This is a genomic window from Bradyrhizobium sp. CCBAU 51745 (genome assembly GCF_028128715.1).
GTDB lineage: Bacteria > Pseudomonadota > Alphaproteobacteria > Rhizobiales > Xanthobacteraceae > Bradyrhizobium > Bradyrhizobium manausense.
Window position 1 is genome coordinate 102,965 of sequence record NZ_LBJP01000093.1, and the last position, 15,492, is coordinate 118,456.

15 protein-coding genes are annotated in these 15,492 nt (G+C 58.1%); 9 read left to right on the forward strand and 6 right to left on the reverse strand.

Translation table 11 applies throughout. The annotated features are described in order from the left end of the window. Window positions 1-762: 762 nt before the first annotated feature. The 4 genes from XH98_RS36805 to XH98_RS36820 all read right to left on the reverse strand — a co-directional run bounded on the left by XH98_RS36805 (window position 763) and on the right by XH98_RS36820 (window position 3,992). Window positions 763-1,359 carry an anthranilate synthase component II gene (locus tag XH98_RS36805; RefSeq protein ID WP_271621458.1) on the reverse strand — a complete coding sequence of 199 codons (597 nt, stop codon included), beginning with the start codon at window positions 1,357-1,359 and terminating at the stop codon, window positions 763-765. After that, window positions 1,356-2,750: an aminodeoxychorismate synthase component I gene (gene pabB / locus XH98_RS36810; protein WP_271621459.1), complete on the reverse strand. Its 1,395-nt coding sequence runs from the start codon at window positions 2,748-2,750 to the stop codon at window positions 1,356-1,358. Before pabB ends, XH98_RS36805 begins: the two co-directional genes overlap by 4 nt. Window positions 2,751-2,903: 153 nt before the next feature. After that, window positions 2,904-3,221, reverse strand: coding sequence for a Dabb family protein (locus XH98_RS36815; protein WP_271621460.1), 318 nt, complete (start codon window positions 3,219-3,221; stop codon window positions 2,904-2,906). A 135-nt stretch (window positions 3,222-3,356) separates the two neighbouring features. Next, window positions 3,357-3,992, reverse strand: coding sequence for a GntR family transcriptional regulator (locus XH98_RS36820; RefSeq protein ID WP_271621461.1), 636 nt, complete (start codon window positions 3,990-3,992; stop codon window positions 3,357-3,359). A 114-nt stretch (window positions 3,993-4,106) separates the two neighbouring features. On the opposite strand from XH98_RS36820, the gene bioB reads away from it, so the two are divergent. The 7 genes from bioB to panC all read left to right on the forward strand — a co-directional run bounded on the left by bioB (window position 4,107) and on the right by panC (window position 11,631). Beyond that, window positions 4,107-5,102, forward strand: a complete 996-nt coding sequence (gene bioB / locus XH98_RS36825; RefSeq protein ID WP_271621462.1) for a biotin synthase BioB — start codon at window positions 4,107-4,109, stop codon at window positions 5,100-5,102. A 46-nt stretch (window positions 5,103-5,148) separates the two neighbouring features. Then, window positions 5,149-5,502 (forward strand): aspartate 1-decarboxylase, encoded by a 354-nt coding sequence (gene panD, locus XH98_RS36830; RefSeq protein ID WP_271600834.1) that lies wholly within the window; start codon window positions 5,149-5,151, stop codon window positions 5,500-5,502. 70 nt (window positions 5,503-5,572) lie between these two features. Further along, on the forward strand, window positions 5,573-6,724 hold the full coding sequence (locus XH98_RS36835) for an 8-amino-7-oxononanoate synthase (protein WP_271621463.1): 1,152 nt from the start codon (window positions 5,573-5,575) through the stop codon (window positions 6,722-6,724). Beyond that, window positions 6,724-7,359: a dethiobiotin synthase gene (gene bioD / locus XH98_RS36840; protein WP_271600836.1), complete on the forward strand. Its 636-nt coding sequence runs from the start codon at window positions 6,724-6,726 to the stop codon at window positions 7,357-7,359. The genes XH98_RS36835 and bioD overlap by 1 nt, the downstream gene beginning before the upstream one ends. Beyond that, window positions 7,356-8,621 carry an adenosylmethionine--8-amino-7-oxononanoate transaminase gene (locus XH98_RS36845; RefSeq protein WP_271621464.1) on the forward strand — a complete coding sequence of 422 codons (1,266 nt, stop codon included), beginning with the start codon at window positions 7,356-7,358 and terminating at the stop codon, window positions 8,619-8,621. Before bioD ends, XH98_RS36845 begins: the two co-directional genes overlap by 4 nt. Window positions 8,622-9,897: 1,276 nt before the next feature. After that, the gene (panB, locus tag XH98_RS36850) at window positions 9,898-10,776 is read left to right on the forward strand and encodes a 3-methyl-2-oxobutanoate hydroxymethyltransferase (protein WP_271600838.1); all 879 of its coding nucleotides are present in this window, start codon (window positions 9,898-9,900) and stop codon (window positions 10,774-10,776) included. A gap of 3 nt (window positions 10,777-10,779) precedes the next feature. Next, window positions 10,780-11,631: a pantoate--beta-alanine ligase gene (panC, locus tag XH98_RS36855; RefSeq protein ID WP_271600839.1), complete on the forward strand. Its 852-nt coding sequence runs from the start codon at window positions 10,780-10,782 to the stop codon at window positions 11,629-11,631. Between the two features lie 257 nt (window positions 11,632-11,888). On the opposite strand, the gene XH98_RS36860 is transcribed toward panC, so the two are convergent. Continuing rightward, window positions 11,889-12,092, reverse strand: a complete 204-nt coding sequence (locus tag XH98_RS36860) for a hypothetical protein (protein WP_271621465.1) — start codon at window positions 12,090-12,092, stop codon at window positions 11,889-11,891. A 1,111-nt stretch (window positions 12,093-13,203) separates the two neighbouring features. On the opposite strand from XH98_RS36860, the gene XH98_RS36865 reads away from it, so the two are divergent. Then, the gene (locus XH98_RS36865; protein WP_271600841.1) at window positions 13,204-13,404 is read left to right on the forward strand and encodes a hypothetical protein; all 201 of its coding nucleotides are present in this window, start codon (window positions 13,204-13,206) and stop codon (window positions 13,402-13,404) included. Window positions 13,405-13,802: 398 nt separating this feature from the next. Here the strand turns inward: XH98_RS36865 and XH98_RS36870 are convergent, their stop codons facing one another. Continuing rightward, window positions 13,803-14,006, reverse strand: a complete 204-nt coding sequence (locus tag XH98_RS36870) for a hypothetical protein (RefSeq protein ID WP_271600842.1) — start codon at window positions 14,004-14,006, stop codon at window positions 13,803-13,805. A 1,008-nt stretch (window positions 14,007-15,014) separates the two neighbouring features. Here XH98_RS36870 and XH98_RS36875 point away from each other — a divergent pair. Next, window positions 15,015-15,281, forward strand: a complete 267-nt coding sequence (locus XH98_RS36875; RefSeq protein ID WP_271600843.1) for a DUF3551 domain-containing protein — start codon at window positions 15,015-15,017, stop codon at window positions 15,279-15,281. The last annotated feature ends 211 nt before the right edge of the window (window positions 15,282-15,492 follow it).

Here is a 15,492-nt window from a genome sequence, read left to right on the forward strand (position 1 = left end):
GCAGGTATGAATGTGCTTCACGGGTAAGCCCTCTACCGGTCTTCATCATTATCTCGCCATCCGCAGCGCAATGCGTAGCTCGTAAAAACCCTGATGGGATCAAGACCCCGGCTTTGGGGACTACATTGCTGAGAACGATGCAGCGGGGGAGCGGATCGCGGTAGCTCTTGACCATCTTCTCCTATCGCCGCAACGAAAACAAGCAAAGCAGATCGAGATGATGAGAGCGGGGTGTGGTGGTGACGGATCAAATCCCAAGCATCGGAGTTGCCGCCGGTCTTTTACGAATATCGAAACGTTTGCGGAGACGCCGCCGGCGGACCAAGTCGAGCCTCCCGCGCTTGGCTTGTCACCTGAGGATAGAGACGTCCTTTTATGGATCCAATCAGGACATCAGAAGACAGCCGATGAAATTGCCGAGCTCAATCGCAACGTCGATTGCGCAGCAAGCCGAGCTAAAGTGAATCTCGGATCAGATCGCAGCCCGGACCTAAAGAATCGAGGGGCTGCAGAATCCAGCGCCTGTTGCTTCTCCTGCTCCTGCTGCTTCTTCGCCACCGTGGCGCACCACATCCAAGCCGGCTAAGAGAGACGTCCGGCCCTCGAAACCACAAGGTCCGGTTTCTGTCGGAGGCGCGCCGCTGACTGCGGAGCTGAGCGCGGGACAGCGCTGATGACCACAGATGCCTGCCATATCAGGCTGCGCCTTCCAACCACCTCGCAAACCAACGGTCCACCATCTTGATCGTCAGGCCGAGCCTCTCATTGCTCCGCGTGGTTTCGGAAATCCTCTGTGAGTCGCAAGAAGTTCATAAGCAGGACGTGCCCCTGTGAGGTAAGTATCGACTCGGGATGGAACTGGACCCCATGAGTGGGATAATAGCCGTGCGTGAGGGCCATGATCTCGCCTTCCTCCGAACGCGCTGTCACTATGAGGTTCTGCGCGCATGACTGATCAAGCTCGACGATAAGAGAATGGTAGCGTCCGACGTCAAGCGGGGTTGGCAGCCCCTTGAATAATCCTCGGCCGTCATGGGCAACGTATGAGCGCCGACCGTGCATGGGCCGACGCGCACGCGCCACCCGTCCTCCGAAAGCGCTCGCAATACACTGATGTCCAAGGCAGATACCGAGAATTGGTACGCGTCCTGAAAGTTCGCGAACCGCTGCTGTCGATATTCCTGCCTCAGTTGGGGTGCAGGGGCCGGGCGATATGACCACCGCGCGCGGGTTGAGACCAACGAGCTCGCTGATGCTGATGGCGTCGTTTCGGATCACTTCCGTTGCTTCACTGAGCTTGTGGAAATAGCGGGCAATATTGTACACGAAGGAATCGTAATTATCGATAATGACAATCAAAATGCACCAGCTGGTTCAGAACCAAATGCATCAAAGAGTCGCTCTGCCTTGGCGAGCGTTTCCTCGTATTCGGCCTCGGGCTCCGACAAGGCTGTTATACCGCTGCCCGCATGAAACACAGCCAGGTCGCCGTCGATCGTGACAGTGCGGATCGCAATACTTGTGTCCATGTGCCCGTTGAAGCCGATGAACCCGATCGCCCCACAATAGACCTCTCGCGCTATGCGCTCGATTTCTGTAATAATTTCCATCGACCGCAGCTTTGGCGCTCCTGTAATGGAGCCGCCGGGAAAGCATGCACGGAGCAGGCTAACGGCGTCTTCGTCTCCGGCAAGTGCACCCGTAACGATCGACACGAGATGGTGCACCGAGGCATAGGACTCGAGATTGCATAGGGCCGGAACCTCGACCGAATGCGCAGTGCAAACGCGTGACAGATCGTTGCGCAAAAGGTCGACAATCATCGTGTTCTCGGCATGATCCTTTTCGGAAGCGAGGAGAACAGCCGCACGGCGGTGGTCTTCCTTGGGATTAGGCGAACGGGCGATCGTGCCCTTGATGGGGCGTGTCTCGATTTGTCGCCCGTCAAGTTTTAGGAATCGTTCCGGCGAACTTGATGCGATTGTCAGCTTTCCCCATCGCAGCAGGGCCGCAAAGGGCGCCGGATTCCATGATCGTAGCTGGCAATAGAACGCGAGCGGATCAAAAGAGGTCGCCAGGCGGGTGTTGAAACGCTGCGCAATATTCGCCTGGAACACGTCACCCGCCAGGATCAAATCGATCACGCGTTGTACCGCCGCAATGTAGCCCTCGCGGCTGAAGTTCGAGCGCCATGCGCCGGCGTTGCTGGGACAACCCTTCTGTGGCGCCTTTGGACCGGCAAGCAATGCTGCAAAATCGTCGGCTCGACGACGCGCTCGTTCGCTCCGTCGCGCGCGATCCTGCTCCGGCCATCCGGTCGAGACGATCCAGCATTTGTTATCCCGGTGGTCGAAGCTGATGACCAGGTCATAGAAATGCAGGATGGATTGGGGCAAACCCAGACCGGCAATCGCCGGCGCAGACAATCGCTCCAATGTCCTGTTCATGTCGTAGCCAAGGTAGCCTGCCGCTCCTCCCTGGAACGGCGGGAGATCGGGGCGATGCTCTTGCGGGTACTTCGCGAGTAGCGTTCGAAGGACCTTCCATGGATCGGCCTCGAGAGTCAGTCCGTTCCAACTGGCTTGGCCATTCGTGACCCTGTAGGTGCTGAACGGGTCGCACATTAGATATGAGTAGCGTCCAAGCAGCTCGTGCCTTGCTGAGCTATCGAGAAACGTGAGATTGGATCGATGCCCAAGACGTCGCATCGCTGTGACAGGTTCAACCCACTGCAACTCGCGAACGTACATCGCTTTATCAGTCACCGGCGGCTGACGTTGTGAAAGTGCCGTTCCATCTGTTGCCCACCCGATGAGAATGACGCTTATCTGCGATGGGCCGAAACATGAGGGCCATTGCCAAGGTAACCCGGCGGTGGACGTTTGGCTGCGACAGCACCTGGATCATCCTGCCGTGGAGGCGAAAGGGGTATCTGTTGATACATCGTAGTCGGCCGCGAACCGGAGCTCGCGGAGCGGTCGAACTCGTTTAATCGACTCCTGGTAGAGATCGTGCGCTTTGTACGCTGCGAGCTCCCTCTCGCTGTCGAACTCGCCATAGACCACAATGTCGATATCGTTGCCGAGCTGATCGGTCCTGCGGTTGCGGGCAACCTCAAGCCGGCGCGCATGTGGTATCGTGGTGAGAAGCGAAAGACCTTCGATGATCTGGTCGATCTGCGCCTCGTCCTTGGCGCTGAAGAAGACGATGTGACGAATCATGGCCGCCCGTAGAGATGTCGCTGGAGGGTGCCATAACTATCTGGGAATAGAGCCCGTTGCAATGATGCCAGTCGCTTGCCGCATGATCGTCGCTTGCGATCGTCGGCGATCCGCAATGAGGCTTGCCAGATTTGCTCAGGGCGCCGGAAGAGCAAGGCGCTCAATGGTTTGAATGTGCCGCGCGAGCAGGTTACAGGCTTGATCAACGTTGCGCGTCCGCAAGGCTTGCAGAATCAGGCGGTGATCTTGATTAGAGCGCGGTCGCCAGGGCACCGATCGCGCCATCGCGAACACCAATCGAGAATTGGCAAGCTGCAATCCATCGAGGCTCGCGAGCAGACGCGGCATCCCGCACGGCGCGACCAAGGCTTGGTGAAAGGCGCGGTTGGCCATCTCAAAAGCCTCGATCGTCTTTGCATTGTCTCCTTCGATCAAGGCCAGCTCGATCTCAGCCAAATGAGCTGTTGTGAGCCTTGGCCCCGAATGGCGCAGTGCCACCACCTCGAGCGCGGCGCGCATTTCGGCGATCTCCTTCACTGAACGGGTATCGAGCGGGGCAACCCGAACACCACGGCGCGGCACGGCGACAACAAGATGTTGTGCCTGCAGCTGCCGAAAGGCCTCGCGCACGGGGACGTGGCTGGAATTGAATTCTCGTGCAATGTGATCCTGACGGAGTGGCGCGCCTGGCTCTAAAGCGCCGCTGATAATGCGATCAGCGATTAAGTCCGCGATGCGCGCGACCGTCGTCTTGTTGTCAGCAGTGATCATAGATTATCTACCGCAATAACCGGTGCATTTTCGAGGCGGCTCGATTAGCATCTCTTCGAGAGCGATGACTATAGATAATTCACAGGATTATCTACAATTGAGCGGGATTGGGTTATGGATGCTGCTGCGCAAGTCCAACGGAAGGAAGCAAGCCACGGGGCGCAGGTTCGTAATCATTGGAACGTCGAAGAGGTCAAGGCGCTCTACGACCTTCCTTTCGCGAACCTGATGCTTCAGGCGCAGCGCGCTCATCGCAAGAACTTCGATCCAAACCACGTCGAAACTGCGAGCTTGCTCAGCATCAAGACCGCCGGCTGTCCGGAAGACTGCGGTTACTGCTCGCAAAGCGCGCATTACGAGACCGGCCTGAAAGCGACCCGTCTGATGCGTTGCGCCGATGTGGTTGCGACCGCGCAGCGCGCGAAGGATGCCGGCGCCACGCGCTTCTGCATGGCCGCGGCCTGGCGCACGCCAAAAGATCGCGATCTTGATTCCGTCTGCGACATGGTCAACGCGGTCAAAGGACTCGGCATGGAAACGTGCGTTACGCTCGGTATGCTGACACCGAAGCAGGCCGCGCGCCTCGCCGAGGCCGGCCTTGACTTCTACAATCACAACGTCGACACATCGGCTGAGTTTTACAGCAAGATCATCACCACCCGCAGCCTACAGGACCGCATCAATACGCTGGCGCATGTGCGCGATGCCGGCATCAAGATCTGCTGCGGCGGCATTATCGGCATGGGAGAGCGCGTCGAGGACCGCCTAGGTATGCTCGTGCTGCTCGCTAATCTTCCCAACCATCCCGAAAGCGTGCCGATCAACCTGTGGAACAAGATCGAGGGCGTGCCGGTGGAAGGCACCGCAGAGCCTCCCGATCCGATCGCGCTGGTCCGGCTGCTGGCGACCGCGCGGATCATGATGCCGGGGAGTGTGGTTCGCTTGTCCGCCGGGCGGCAATACATGACCGATGAATTGCAGGCGCTTTGCTTCCTGGCCGGCGCAAATTCAATTTTCGTCGGCGACGTGCTCTTGACCACCAAAAACCCTAAAGTTGATCGCGACGCGGATCTGCTGGCCCGGCTCGGCATCACGTCCGGACTCGCCTGACGGAAGCAGTGCACGCAATTGCCCCGACATCCAGCCTAGGTAAGAAATGCAGATAACTTTGATGAAGGGCAAAATCCATCGAGCCTCAGTGACCGAAGCTGATTTGCACTATGAGGGCTCGATCTCGATAGATCGTACGCTCCTGCAGGCAGCAGGAATGGTGATCAACGAGCGCGTCGAAATCTACAATGTCGAAACAGGGGCGCGCTTTGCTACCTACGTGATCGAGGCGCCGCCGATGTCTGGCACGATAAGCCTGAACGGCGCGGCCGCCCGACTGGCGATGCCCGGAGACAAGATCATTATCGTTGCATATGCCTCATTCGACGAGGCCGAAGCAAAGATGTTCAAGCCACGCATTGTGCGTGTCGACCGAGACAATCGCATCCTGGCAAGTTGAACCCAACCGGCCATCCTTCCCTCTTAAACGGCCAACGCATCTTATGCGTATGCGATCCTCGGAGTGATGAATGCGGTCGATCCAAACAGCTAGACTTAGTCCCTACGTCGCAGCGTTGAATGCCTTGAACGAAGATAAACGGCTGCGCTGCCTCAAGCCGCGCGTGGGGGTCGATTTCGCATCGAACGACTATCTGGCGCTCGGGAACGCTTCGCGCATCAAAAAGGCGATGGTCGCCGCGCTCGAGGCGGGCACTCCGGTTGGAGCCGGCGGGTCGCGGCTTCTACGCGGCAATTGCGAGGAACATGAACGGCTCGAGACGGAAGCGGCTCAGTTCTTTGGCGCGGAGGCAGCGCTTTTCTTTGGAGGCGGCTACATCGCAAATTTTGCTGTCCTGACAACGCTGCCGCAGCGCGGCGATCTGCTCGTCCTCGATTCGCTGGTGCACGCCAGTATTCACGAGGGGGCGCGGGCCGGTCGCGCCGAGTGTCGAATTCACGCGCACAATGACCCCCAGTCAGTCGAAGACGCAATTCGCGACTGGCGAAACAAAGGTGGCGCGGGCCGCGTCTGGATTGTGGCCGAAAGTCTCTACAGTATGGATGGCGACTTCGCTCCACTCGAAGAGCTGGTGGCAATCGCCGATCGCCAAGACGCGTTTCTGATCGTGGATGAGGCTCATGCCACAGGCGCTTACGGGCATCAGGGACGAGGGCTCACCGCCCCTTACGATAGGCGCGAAAATCTGATCGTCGTTCATACCTGCGGCAAAGCGCTCGGTGCGGCGGGTGCACTTGTTACCGCCTCCGGCATCTTGCGCGATTTCATGGTCAACCGCTGCCGCCCGTTTATTTTTGCCACCGCCCCATCACCATTGATGGCCGTTGCCGTTCGAGAGGCGCTCCTCACCCTGCAGAAAGAGCCGGAGCGGCAGCAACGGCTGGCCAAACTCGTTGCGTTCACGCATCGGCAGATCACCTCGCTTGGTTTGAGCACACCATCGACCTCTCAGATCGTGCCGTACATCGTAGGTGACAATGCTCATGCAATGCGACTTGCCTCTGCTCTGCAGGCGCGCGGCTTCGATATCCGCGGAATTCGGCCGCCAACTGTCCCTGCAGGCACCGCCCGCTTGCGAATTTCGTTGACACTCAATGTTGGGGAAGCGGACGTGCGCGCAATGCTCGATGCGCTGGTTGAGGTGACGAAGGGCTCGTTTTGATGAATAAGCGGATCGTCGTGACTGGTACAGACACCGGGGTCGGCAAAACGGTATTCTCCGCAGGGCTCGCCGGGCTTCTCGGTGCGAATTACTGGAAGCCGGTCCAGGCTGGACTCGAACAAGAGATCGACTCGGAGTGCATCCGCCGCCTCGGTGGCCTCTCGTCCGATCGGATTGTCCCGGAGCTCTATCGACTTCGGACGCCTGCGTCGCCCCATCACTCCGCGGAGATCGACGGCGTTCGCATAGATACAGATACGCTTCGACTGCCGGACAGCGGCGAGCGGAAACTCGTGATCGAGGGCGCCGGCGGACTCATGGTGCCGCTGACAGCGCGCACTCTCTACATCGACATCTTCGAGCGCTGGCAGCTTCCCGTCGTGCTTTGCGCAAGGACGGGACTGGGCACAATCAATCACTCCCTGCTCTCCATAGAGGCTCTGCGCAAGCGTCAGATTCGAATCCTTGGAATTGCGTTCATTGGCGAAAGAAGCGCCGAAACTGAGAGCGCGATTTGCGAGATCGGCAGAGTGCGTTGGTTGGGACGGCTCCCGTGGCTTGTTCCCCTCACGGGCGATAGGCTGCAGGCCGCTTTCAAAGACTCCTTTGTTATCAGCGATTTCCTAAACCTATGAAGACAGCCAAGAGGTCGCCGATCTGGCACCCGTTTACGCAGCATGCTCTACAGCCGAACATGACGAAGGTGCTGCGGGGAGAGGGGGCTTATCTTTACACCGAAGATGGCCGACGCCTTATCGATGCAATCTCCTCCTGGTGGGTCGTGACCCACGGCCATTGCCATCCATGCATCGTGAACGCGATCCGAGAACAGGCAGGCAAGCTCAACCAGGTCATCTTCGCCGGATACTGTCACGACCCGGCTGAACAAGTTGCGACGGAACTATTGAAGCTCACCTCCCCCGCGCTCGAACATGTGTTCTTCTCCGATAGCGGGGCAACCAGCGTCGAAGTCGCGCTGAAAATGGCGCTCGGCTACTGGCGCAATACCGGAAGAGAGCGAACCAAGATTGTGGTGATGCAGCACTCGTACCATGGCGACACGATCGGGGCGATGTCGGTAGGTAGCCGCGGCATCTTCAATGCGGCCTACGGGGCGCTGATGTTCGAGGTGACCTCGATTCCGTTTCCGGCAAGAGATTGTGAGCAAAGAGCGCTCGATGCGCTTGAAAACGCGTGTCGAAAGGAACATCCCGCAGCCTTTATCGTGGAGCCCCTGATATTGGGTGCCGGTGGAATGCTGATGTATTCTCCCTCGGTGCTAAGAGAGATGAAGCGGATTTGCGAAACCTTCGACGTCCTGTTCATTGCGGACGAGGTCATGACAGGCTGGGGCCGCACGGGTACCTTGTTTGCGTGTGAGCAGGCCGATGTCACGCCCGATATTGCCTGCTATTCGAAGGGCCTCACGGCTGGGGCGCTGCCGCTCGCCGTCACACTCTGTCGTGCCGATATTTTCGATGCCCACTATTCTGAAGATCGCACGCGTACGTTTTTTCATTCGAGCTCATATACGGCCAATCCAGTGGCCTGTGCCGCCGCCAAGGCTAATTTGGACCTATGGCAGGATCAGGAATATCGCTGCCGGCTGGCATCCTTGGCGATCATGCAAGAACAGGCACTCGCGCCGTTTCGCGCCGATTCACGATTCGCAAACGTCCGGCGCACAGGAACAGTAACAGCGGTTGAACTCAACACGAGCGAAGTCGGCTATCTGGCGGACATCGGTCCGAAGCTTTTGGCTTTCTTCCAAGCGCGGAATCTGCTGTTACGCCCACTCGGTAACACGATCTACGTGATGCCGCCTTACTGCGTTACGGCGGCCGACCTTGATGAAATCTATACTGCCATCCGCGACGCTGCTGACTTGCTGGTGTGAGATGCACGAGACTGTGCAATCGTCTGCAGTGACAGGAACTTGGAAGGCGAACGTGTCCGTATTGCTGCCTTTTGATAGTGCAACGAGGATGCAGCCCCCACGGCTCGCAGGTTGATCGTGCTTTAAGCACTTAAGCGCTCCCGATCTAACTGCCGCAGCAATTATGCGAGCTTGCCACGAAAGGCGCAGCATTTGACCGAAGCGTCGAGCGAATTGCGTTAAACACGACAGAGGAATCGATTATCTTGAGCAAATTCTCGGCGAGGCGTTTTGCGGAAAGTACTGCTTCGCGAAGGCAGTCCGCACATCAGAGTCAAGGCTCTTGATGGTTGCAAGAACCAGGGAGACGAACCGCCGGGCGGCCGCACCTTTGGTGCGCGCGTGGTGCTGCGGTCAGAGGGCAGCAGGGCTTCCCAAGTAAATGTCTGACAGGAGGCGAGAATGCACATTGGCTTCCGTAATTCCCTTGGCCATTCAGTCACATGCTGCGCGATATGCGGCGGAAAGTTTGGGCTGATCCGCCATTACTGCTGGCGAACGGCTCTTTGCTCCAAGAAATGCGTCAACCGCTTCAAGGCGCGGCGGGAGGCCGATCAGAAATGGCTTCGATGGCTTCGAGCGGCTTAGGAATGGACTGAGTTGTGCCGGTACGGCCCTGGTCGAAGAGTTCGAGTGGCCCTCTAGAGCACGTGGAAATAAAGTGACAGAAACATCGGCAAAAATAATCGACTTCAGGGCCTACAGGGCCAGCGGGCTGGCTCGGTCTGAGCGCCTTCGCGACAACATCTACTCGACGGCGACTCTCGCGGCGCTTTCTCCGGCCTGTCACCTCTGGACGTTCCTGGCCTGCCATCCGTTTGCTTTGCTCGCTGCGCCGAGGCAGGAGTCTCACGAGCCCGCCTAGGGGGCAGACAGGAAGATGTGCCCTAAAGACGAAGTCCTCACTGCGTGCATCTGCGGCTCGGTCCGGTCGAGCTGTCGCCATTTGGAGAGACTGCAATCAGCCCGGAACCGCGGGTAGATGGTGGTTCGTCGCGAGCGCCGCTGCTCGATTGAGGCCGCGGCTGGCATAGCGCTGAAACTGCACGGGAAGACGAGCCATCGGGTGGTGAAAACCGCGATGAGGAAGGTCTTGTCTCATGATTGCGCGACCATCGGACTGTTTCTGCGCTGTTCTCCAGTTCTACAGAACTGGGATCTCCATCCTCCATGCCATTGACAGGGTTCTCCCGCGTTCTTTAGGAAGCGCAGGCCGTGTGTGGGGAGCGGATTCAATATGAGCCACAGTTCAGAACAGCCTCTAGAGCGTGTCACGATTCCGGCACTGCAGCAGTGGAAGGATAAAGGACGGCGTCTCGTGATGACCACTGCCTACGATGCGGTTGCGGCGCGCATCGCGGATCCCATTGTCGATATCATCCTAGTCGGCGATAGCGTTGGAAACGTCTGCCTGGGATTCGACAACACGCTGCCCGTCAGCGTGGCCATGATGAATCATCACCTGGAGGCTGTTGCGCGCACGAGGCCTCATGCCCTGCTTGTGGCCGATATGCCCTTTCTGAGCTTTCATGTCGGTTCTGAGGATACGATTCGCAATGCAGGAGGTTTTCTGCAGCGTGGCGCCGATGCTGTGAAACTCGAGGGTGGTGCCAAACGCATCGAGATGGTACGCGCCTTGGTCGATTGCGAAATTCCTGTGATGGGTCATCTCGGTCTGACCCCGCAGAGCGTCAACGTGATGGGTGGATTCAAAGTGCAGGGACGGACAGCGGAGACCGCCTTGCGGCTGCTCGAAGACGCGCACCGTCTGCAGGAAGCCGGCTGCTTCGCGCTGGTCCTGGAGGGCATTCCTGCCGAGCTCGCGGCGCGAGCGACCGAATTTCTCACGATACCCACCATCGGGATCGGAGCAGGACCCGATTGCTCGGGCCAAGTGCTCGTGTTCCATGATGTCTTGGGACTAACCGAAGGCCATCGCCCCAAATTCGTTCGTGCCTATACAAATGGATTCCGGCTGTTCCAGGAGGCGTTGTCGCGCTGGGCTGCCGATATCCGCAACGGTGCATTCCCGGGCTCAGAGGAGTGCTATCGGCTTCCTGATCAGCTTCGGCATGCCGTGGCCAACTGGGCGCCCTCCAGTTCAACCTCAAGGTAAGAAATGCAAGTCATTACGAAGGTCGCTGAGCTGCGTCGCGCCCTTGCAGACGTTCGGAAGACCGATAAGCGCATCGGATTCGTTCCGACGATGGGATACTTGCACGACGGCCACCTGGCCCTGATCTCGGCTAGCCGGGGACACTGCGACGCCACTGTCGTTAGCATCTTCGTCAATCCCACTCAGTTCGGCCCAAATGAGGATCTCAGCAGGTACCCTCGCGACTTCGCGCGCGATGAAGCGTTGTGCCGCAGTGCCGGGGTCTCCATCATCTTCGCGCCAAGTGCAGAGGAGATCTATCCGGCTCAATTTGAGAGCTTTGTCGAGCCGGGCGAACTCGCAAAGCCGCTCTGCGGAGCTTTCAGGCCTGGACATTTTCGTGGTGTAGCGACTGTCGTCTGCAAGCTATTCAACATGGTGCAGCCGGACGTCGCGTACTTTGGACAGAAGGATTTTCAGCAATGCGCTGTGATATGCCGCGTGACGGCTGATCTGAATCTTCCGATCGAGATTGTCACTGTGCCAACTGTGCGGGAGGCAGATGGGCTGGCAATGAGCAGTCGAAACCGTTATCTCAGCCCGGAAGAACGTGGTCGGAGCCTTGCGATCAGCCGTGGCTTGTTCGCCGCAGCGCATGAGTTTGCCTCAGGGGAGCGCGATGCGGCAACGTTGATTGCGCTTGCAAGAAGGCATTTGGAAGGAATCGATCGACTGCAGTACCTTGAGCTTGTCGACACTGGAACCCTAAGGATTGCCGAGAGCCCTCTGCGCTATCCGGCGGTGCTCTGTGTCGCAGCGTACGTCGGCTCCACTCGGTTGATCGACAATGTAGTCCTGTCCTGGTCGCCATCGTAGCCAGATCACGCAAGTGATTGCGCTCACAAACAGTCGGACCGGATGCGTCGAACATGAAATCCTCAACATCCTGGAAAATCCTCAACATCCTGGAAGAACTCTCGAAGGGATCCGGAACTGCCCTTTGCGTGCTGAGCAACTGCCCCACGGCTCGAGCTCATGATGTCGGTTGGAGATTGGCTCTGCCGCTGACGGGGTGGAGGGCCCGGCCGCTCCCACGCTGCCGAGAGCAGCCAAGTGCGAGTTCGCTTTCTGTATTATGATTTCGGCGGCTCGCTCAGACACTCCGGGACGTTCCGACCGCTTTGCGCGTTTTTTACGAGGTCGCGCAAAGCAATTTCAGAAAGCCGTACAACCAGCTGTTTGAGGCGCGCAATCTCCTGCTTGCAGCGCTCCAGCTCGTGCTGTTCGTCTGCCATCACAGATGGTGCGCGACGATAGCTGCTGCCGAGATGATTCATGTAGCTCCCTTTCCGATTCGACAAACACGGCAAATAATCTGAACAGCCCAGGTCGCTTCCCTTCGCTGGACGAAGCGCCTCGGCGTCATGTGATTGCTCTGGGCGGAGACTGTAACAAAATGGCAATATCGATCGATGCAACGAGCCGCGCTCTCGCGCTCGAATCCTGCATTACGGCAGCGTTCCCGATGAAGTTTCACGCTACGTTCGCGTCTTGCTGCTGGGGTCCTTCAGCTACACCAGGCTTATATATCCAAAAGGCAAGTCGCTTCCGAAATCATCCGTCTGCAAGCGGGCATTGCCAGGAGATTCGCTCAAAATCGTGTGCTGCCAATACGTGCGATTATGGATCAACCACCACACGCCCATGACCATGAAATCACTTCGCGATCGCGCAGGCGACCTCGTCAAGTTGCATAAAGCCAAAGCTCTCTCAAGAGCGGCGAGGGGGCGAGCAAAAGGGGCACTGCGCGCGCCCCAGACTAGGCTCGATTTCGTCGCCAGAGGTTGGGTGGCGCTGGTTTTTGACGCAAAGATATGCTTCACCGCAAGAACTAATCGCGATGTCCCTTTACAGGGTTTGATGCCAAGCACTCGGGTTTCGAGCCGATAGTGCCGTCTTGTGACACGGCATCGGAGCAAGGCAGTCGCAAGCGATTTCTACCGACGCAATCGGGGCAGGTATGCCGAAGCATTGGTTGGACGCAGCGGGCGCGATGAACGGCAGATCCTCTAGCCGCAATTGAACTTGAAGAGGCTCGGCAACGAACTAGCACCGTTCGAGCAATGGCCTGCCGCCCAGTCAGTCCCGCGCGCAATAGATGGCCGAGCATACCGTACAGAATCGCAGAGCATGATCGCAGGGGCGCTCACATTGGCCCCTGAGCTCTAGCAAGCTTGTCATTCAGCCGAGATGGCCGACGAGAAGACAAAAGCAGGCCGATCAAGCGAGCTGCCGCAATGGATCAACGATCGCAGAGGTGCTGGGCATTGCACCGCGCTGGAAATCTGCTGACCGGTAGTCGCGGTAGCTCATAAGATCTGATGTGCTTGAGTTGCGGTCCAGCAAATGCTCATTTATCTTCCTCGATGGTAGGAGGGAGATCTCCCAATGCTGGACGGTGCCACGACCGCACTTCTGCGCACGATCCTGGATGAGGTTTGCAAAGGCGTCTCACCGTATGACGCCGGCGTCCGCGCCTACGTTGCCTCCGCAATCCTGGAGGCCGCCACCAAAGGTGAGACCCGCCCCGATCTGCTTAAACAGATCGGTCAGGAAGCGCTTTCCAGAGCACCAACGATGTGGCGATAGATCTAGGACATGGCTTGCAATTGAGGTGAATTTCCAAGTCACAGTGCTGAGGATCCTGCCCTGTTATCCAGGGTCGCGCGCGCCGTCGCGTCGGCTGCGGCCTAGTAATCCGGCTAGCTCGCAGAGGTGTATCGTAGTCGCTCGATGGCGGCCTAACGTCATCCAAGACGCGGCGTTATCCGATGTGAATCGGTCGGCGCGTTGCTCGCTGCGAGGCCAATCGTTGAAACGCGAGAGCTCGCACAACAGGCAGCATATCAAAGCCTTGGTGTGCCCACCCTTGCGCGCCACGATGTCGGTGAGGCGTTGCGCTAACAGCCTTCATCCCGAAGCGAGGGCGAACTCAGTGTTCGGCGCCGGAGCGCCATCACTCAAGCGAGTCGGCGCGCCATTGCTGTTTACTCCTGTGCGAGCGCCGCAAGTGCCTTTTCGATCACTGTGATGTCTCGACTGACCTGAGCGATCGCTGGCTTCGGATCAACCCCGGTAACGCAGTTCAACTGCTGCAGTAGCTCACGCCGATGCGCCAGAAGGTCGTCCAGCGCGCTGCGGTTGTTTAGTTTCACATAGCCGTCGACAATCAATCCAATCGAAAGAGACATCGAAGCTCACAAACAAAGCTGTTCTCAACGAAATGCGTATAGCACACCGGCAAACGATGTTCAGCTCGTCGTGAGAGGATACTGACGGGCGAGCTTGTTAGCGACAGTCCGGCGGCGGGGCGTGACCGGCTATTCCTTGCGCCCTACAAGCGTCCAGCTCTGTTTGAGCGATTAGCCGAGCAGAAAGACGGCTATGGCGAGCCAAAAACGCTGCAGATCGTCGCAATGGAAATGCTGGCTAGGGGGAAGGTCGTTGTCCGCCTGCCGAACGGCTTCCGAGAGGCGATGGCAGGCGGCGTTTGATCGACGACATGCTCGCCTGAATATTTCATCGGAGAGATTGCAACGACCTCAGGAGCGTCCCGGATGCTGATATTTGGCCCGGATTCGTTCTCCACCGTACCAGTATCCACCGCTATTCTCGCCTTTCGGAATCTATGGTCTGTTGTGATGCTCACGGACATGGTCCGGCACTCCTGAACCAGAATGTGCGAAGTGAATTGGAGCCTCGCGAATCGATCCGACCCAATCTATGGATGTCATTGTAACAAGCAACTATGAAGAGAAGAAGTCATGTCGCTGTGACGCAGTGTGCGCGGAACGGTTGAGGTGACGCAATATGTGGCCCTCCGGTCGAGGGGTGCCCCGCAACACGCGTCGGAGCGAATAAAGCGATCATGGTTTGACTGCTATAGGAATGTTTTGCTGCGCGAAGGCGCCAAGTCGCGCTTAAAAGAAGCGTTTCACAGCGGAGTATCTTTGAAGGCGGCTTCGGATTGCGGGCGAGTTTGTCCTGGACCAAGGACGGGTGCGGATCATCGGCTCCGGCCCTCTTATTGCCCCCACCCTGATATCAACGTCTGCTCAACTGCCCCCGTCGAGGCTCTGCCACGGGTGATTGTCTTGCTGACGGTGGTCCAACTGGACCCAACACCGACAATTGACTAAGATCAAGCCATCTAATTCGGATACTCTATCCTTCAGCGAATTAAGGAGGCAAGAGATCTCATGCGTTACCTTCTCGCTACTGGAATCCTAGCACTTCCCATCCTCGTCAGCTTTGGAACAGGTTCGATCGCTGCTTCACGAGTTTATTCGTACACCCCGCCGGCTCGCCAAGACGTTTATTGCCTGCAGGGCCGAGCCTGGGGATATCCGGGCAACTGCCAGTTCTCGACTTACAGTCAGTGCATGGCTACCGCATCCGGCACAGATGCTTATTGCGGTATCAATCCGATCTACGCCTTCGAGCGACAGGGAAGGCAATTGCGCTGAGGCGAATGCCGTCCGGTCAGCCAAGCAGCGTTGGATGGACGGGCGGGCCGGTCAGACTCTCGTCGCGGTTCGCTCGACCCCGGCCGCTGAATCGGCTGATTGGGCCGTTCGTTCGACTGCGCCCGGTGCCGCGCTTGCATCTGGACGGCAATATCCGCTTCAGGGGCGGGGCGACACTGTTAGAAACGGATCTTCTGGCTCAGATCGTCTC

Excerpts from the sequence above, each read along its gene's own strand:
- panD (WP_271600834.1), top strand. The coding sequence starts at position 5,149 with ATGCAGATAACTTTGATGAAGGGCAAAATCCATCGAGCCTCAGTGACC.
- panC (WP_271600839.1), top strand. The coding sequence starts at position 10,780 with ATGCAAGTCATTACGAAGGTCGCTGAGCTGCGTCGCGCCCTTGCAGAC.
- XH98_RS36820 (WP_271621461.1), bottom strand. The coding sequence starts at position 3,992 with ATGATCACTGCTGACAACAAGACGACGGTCGCGCGCATCGCGGACTTA.
- pabB (WP_271621459.1), bottom strand. The coding sequence starts at position 2,750 with ATGTACGTTCGCGAGTTGCAGTGGGTTGAACCTGTCACAGCGATGCGA.
- XH98_RS36870 (WP_271600842.1), bottom strand. The coding sequence starts at position 14,006 with ATGTCTCTTTCGATTGGATTGATTGTCGACGGCTATGTGAAACTAAAC.
- XH98_RS36860 (WP_271621465.1), bottom strand. The coding sequence starts at position 12,092 with ATGAATCATCTCGGCAGCAGCTATCGTCGCGCACCATCTGTGATGGCA.
- panB (WP_271600838.1), top strand. The coding sequence starts at position 9,898 with ATGAGCCACAGTTCAGAACAGCCTCTAGAGCGTGTCACGATTCCGGCA.
- XH98_RS36845 (WP_271621464.1), top strand. The coding sequence starts at position 7,356 with ATGAAGACAGCCAAGAGGTCGCCGATCTGGCACCCGTTTACGCAGCAT.
- XH98_RS36835 (WP_271621463.1), top strand. The coding sequence starts at position 5,573 with ATGCGGTCGATCCAAACAGCTAGACTTAGTCCCTACGTCGCAGCGTTG.
- XH98_RS36865 (WP_271600841.1), top strand. The coding sequence starts at position 13,204 with ATGCTGGACGGTGCCACGACCGCACTTCTGCGCACGATCCTGGATGAG.
- XH98_RS36875 (WP_271600843.1), top strand. The coding sequence starts at position 15,015 with ATGCGTTACCTTCTCGCTACTGGAATCCTAGCACTTCCCATCCTCGTC.
- bioB (WP_271621462.1), top strand. The coding sequence starts at position 4,107 with ATGGATGCTGCTGCGCAAGTCCAACGGAAGGAAGCAAGCCACGGGGCG.
- XH98_RS36815 (WP_271621460.1), bottom strand. The coding sequence starts at position 3,221 with ATGATTCGTCACATCGTCTTCTTCAGCGCCAAGGACGAGGCGCAGATC.
- bioD (WP_271600836.1), top strand. The coding sequence starts at position 6,724 with ATGAATAAGCGGATCGTCGTGACTGGTACAGACACCGGGGTCGGCAAA.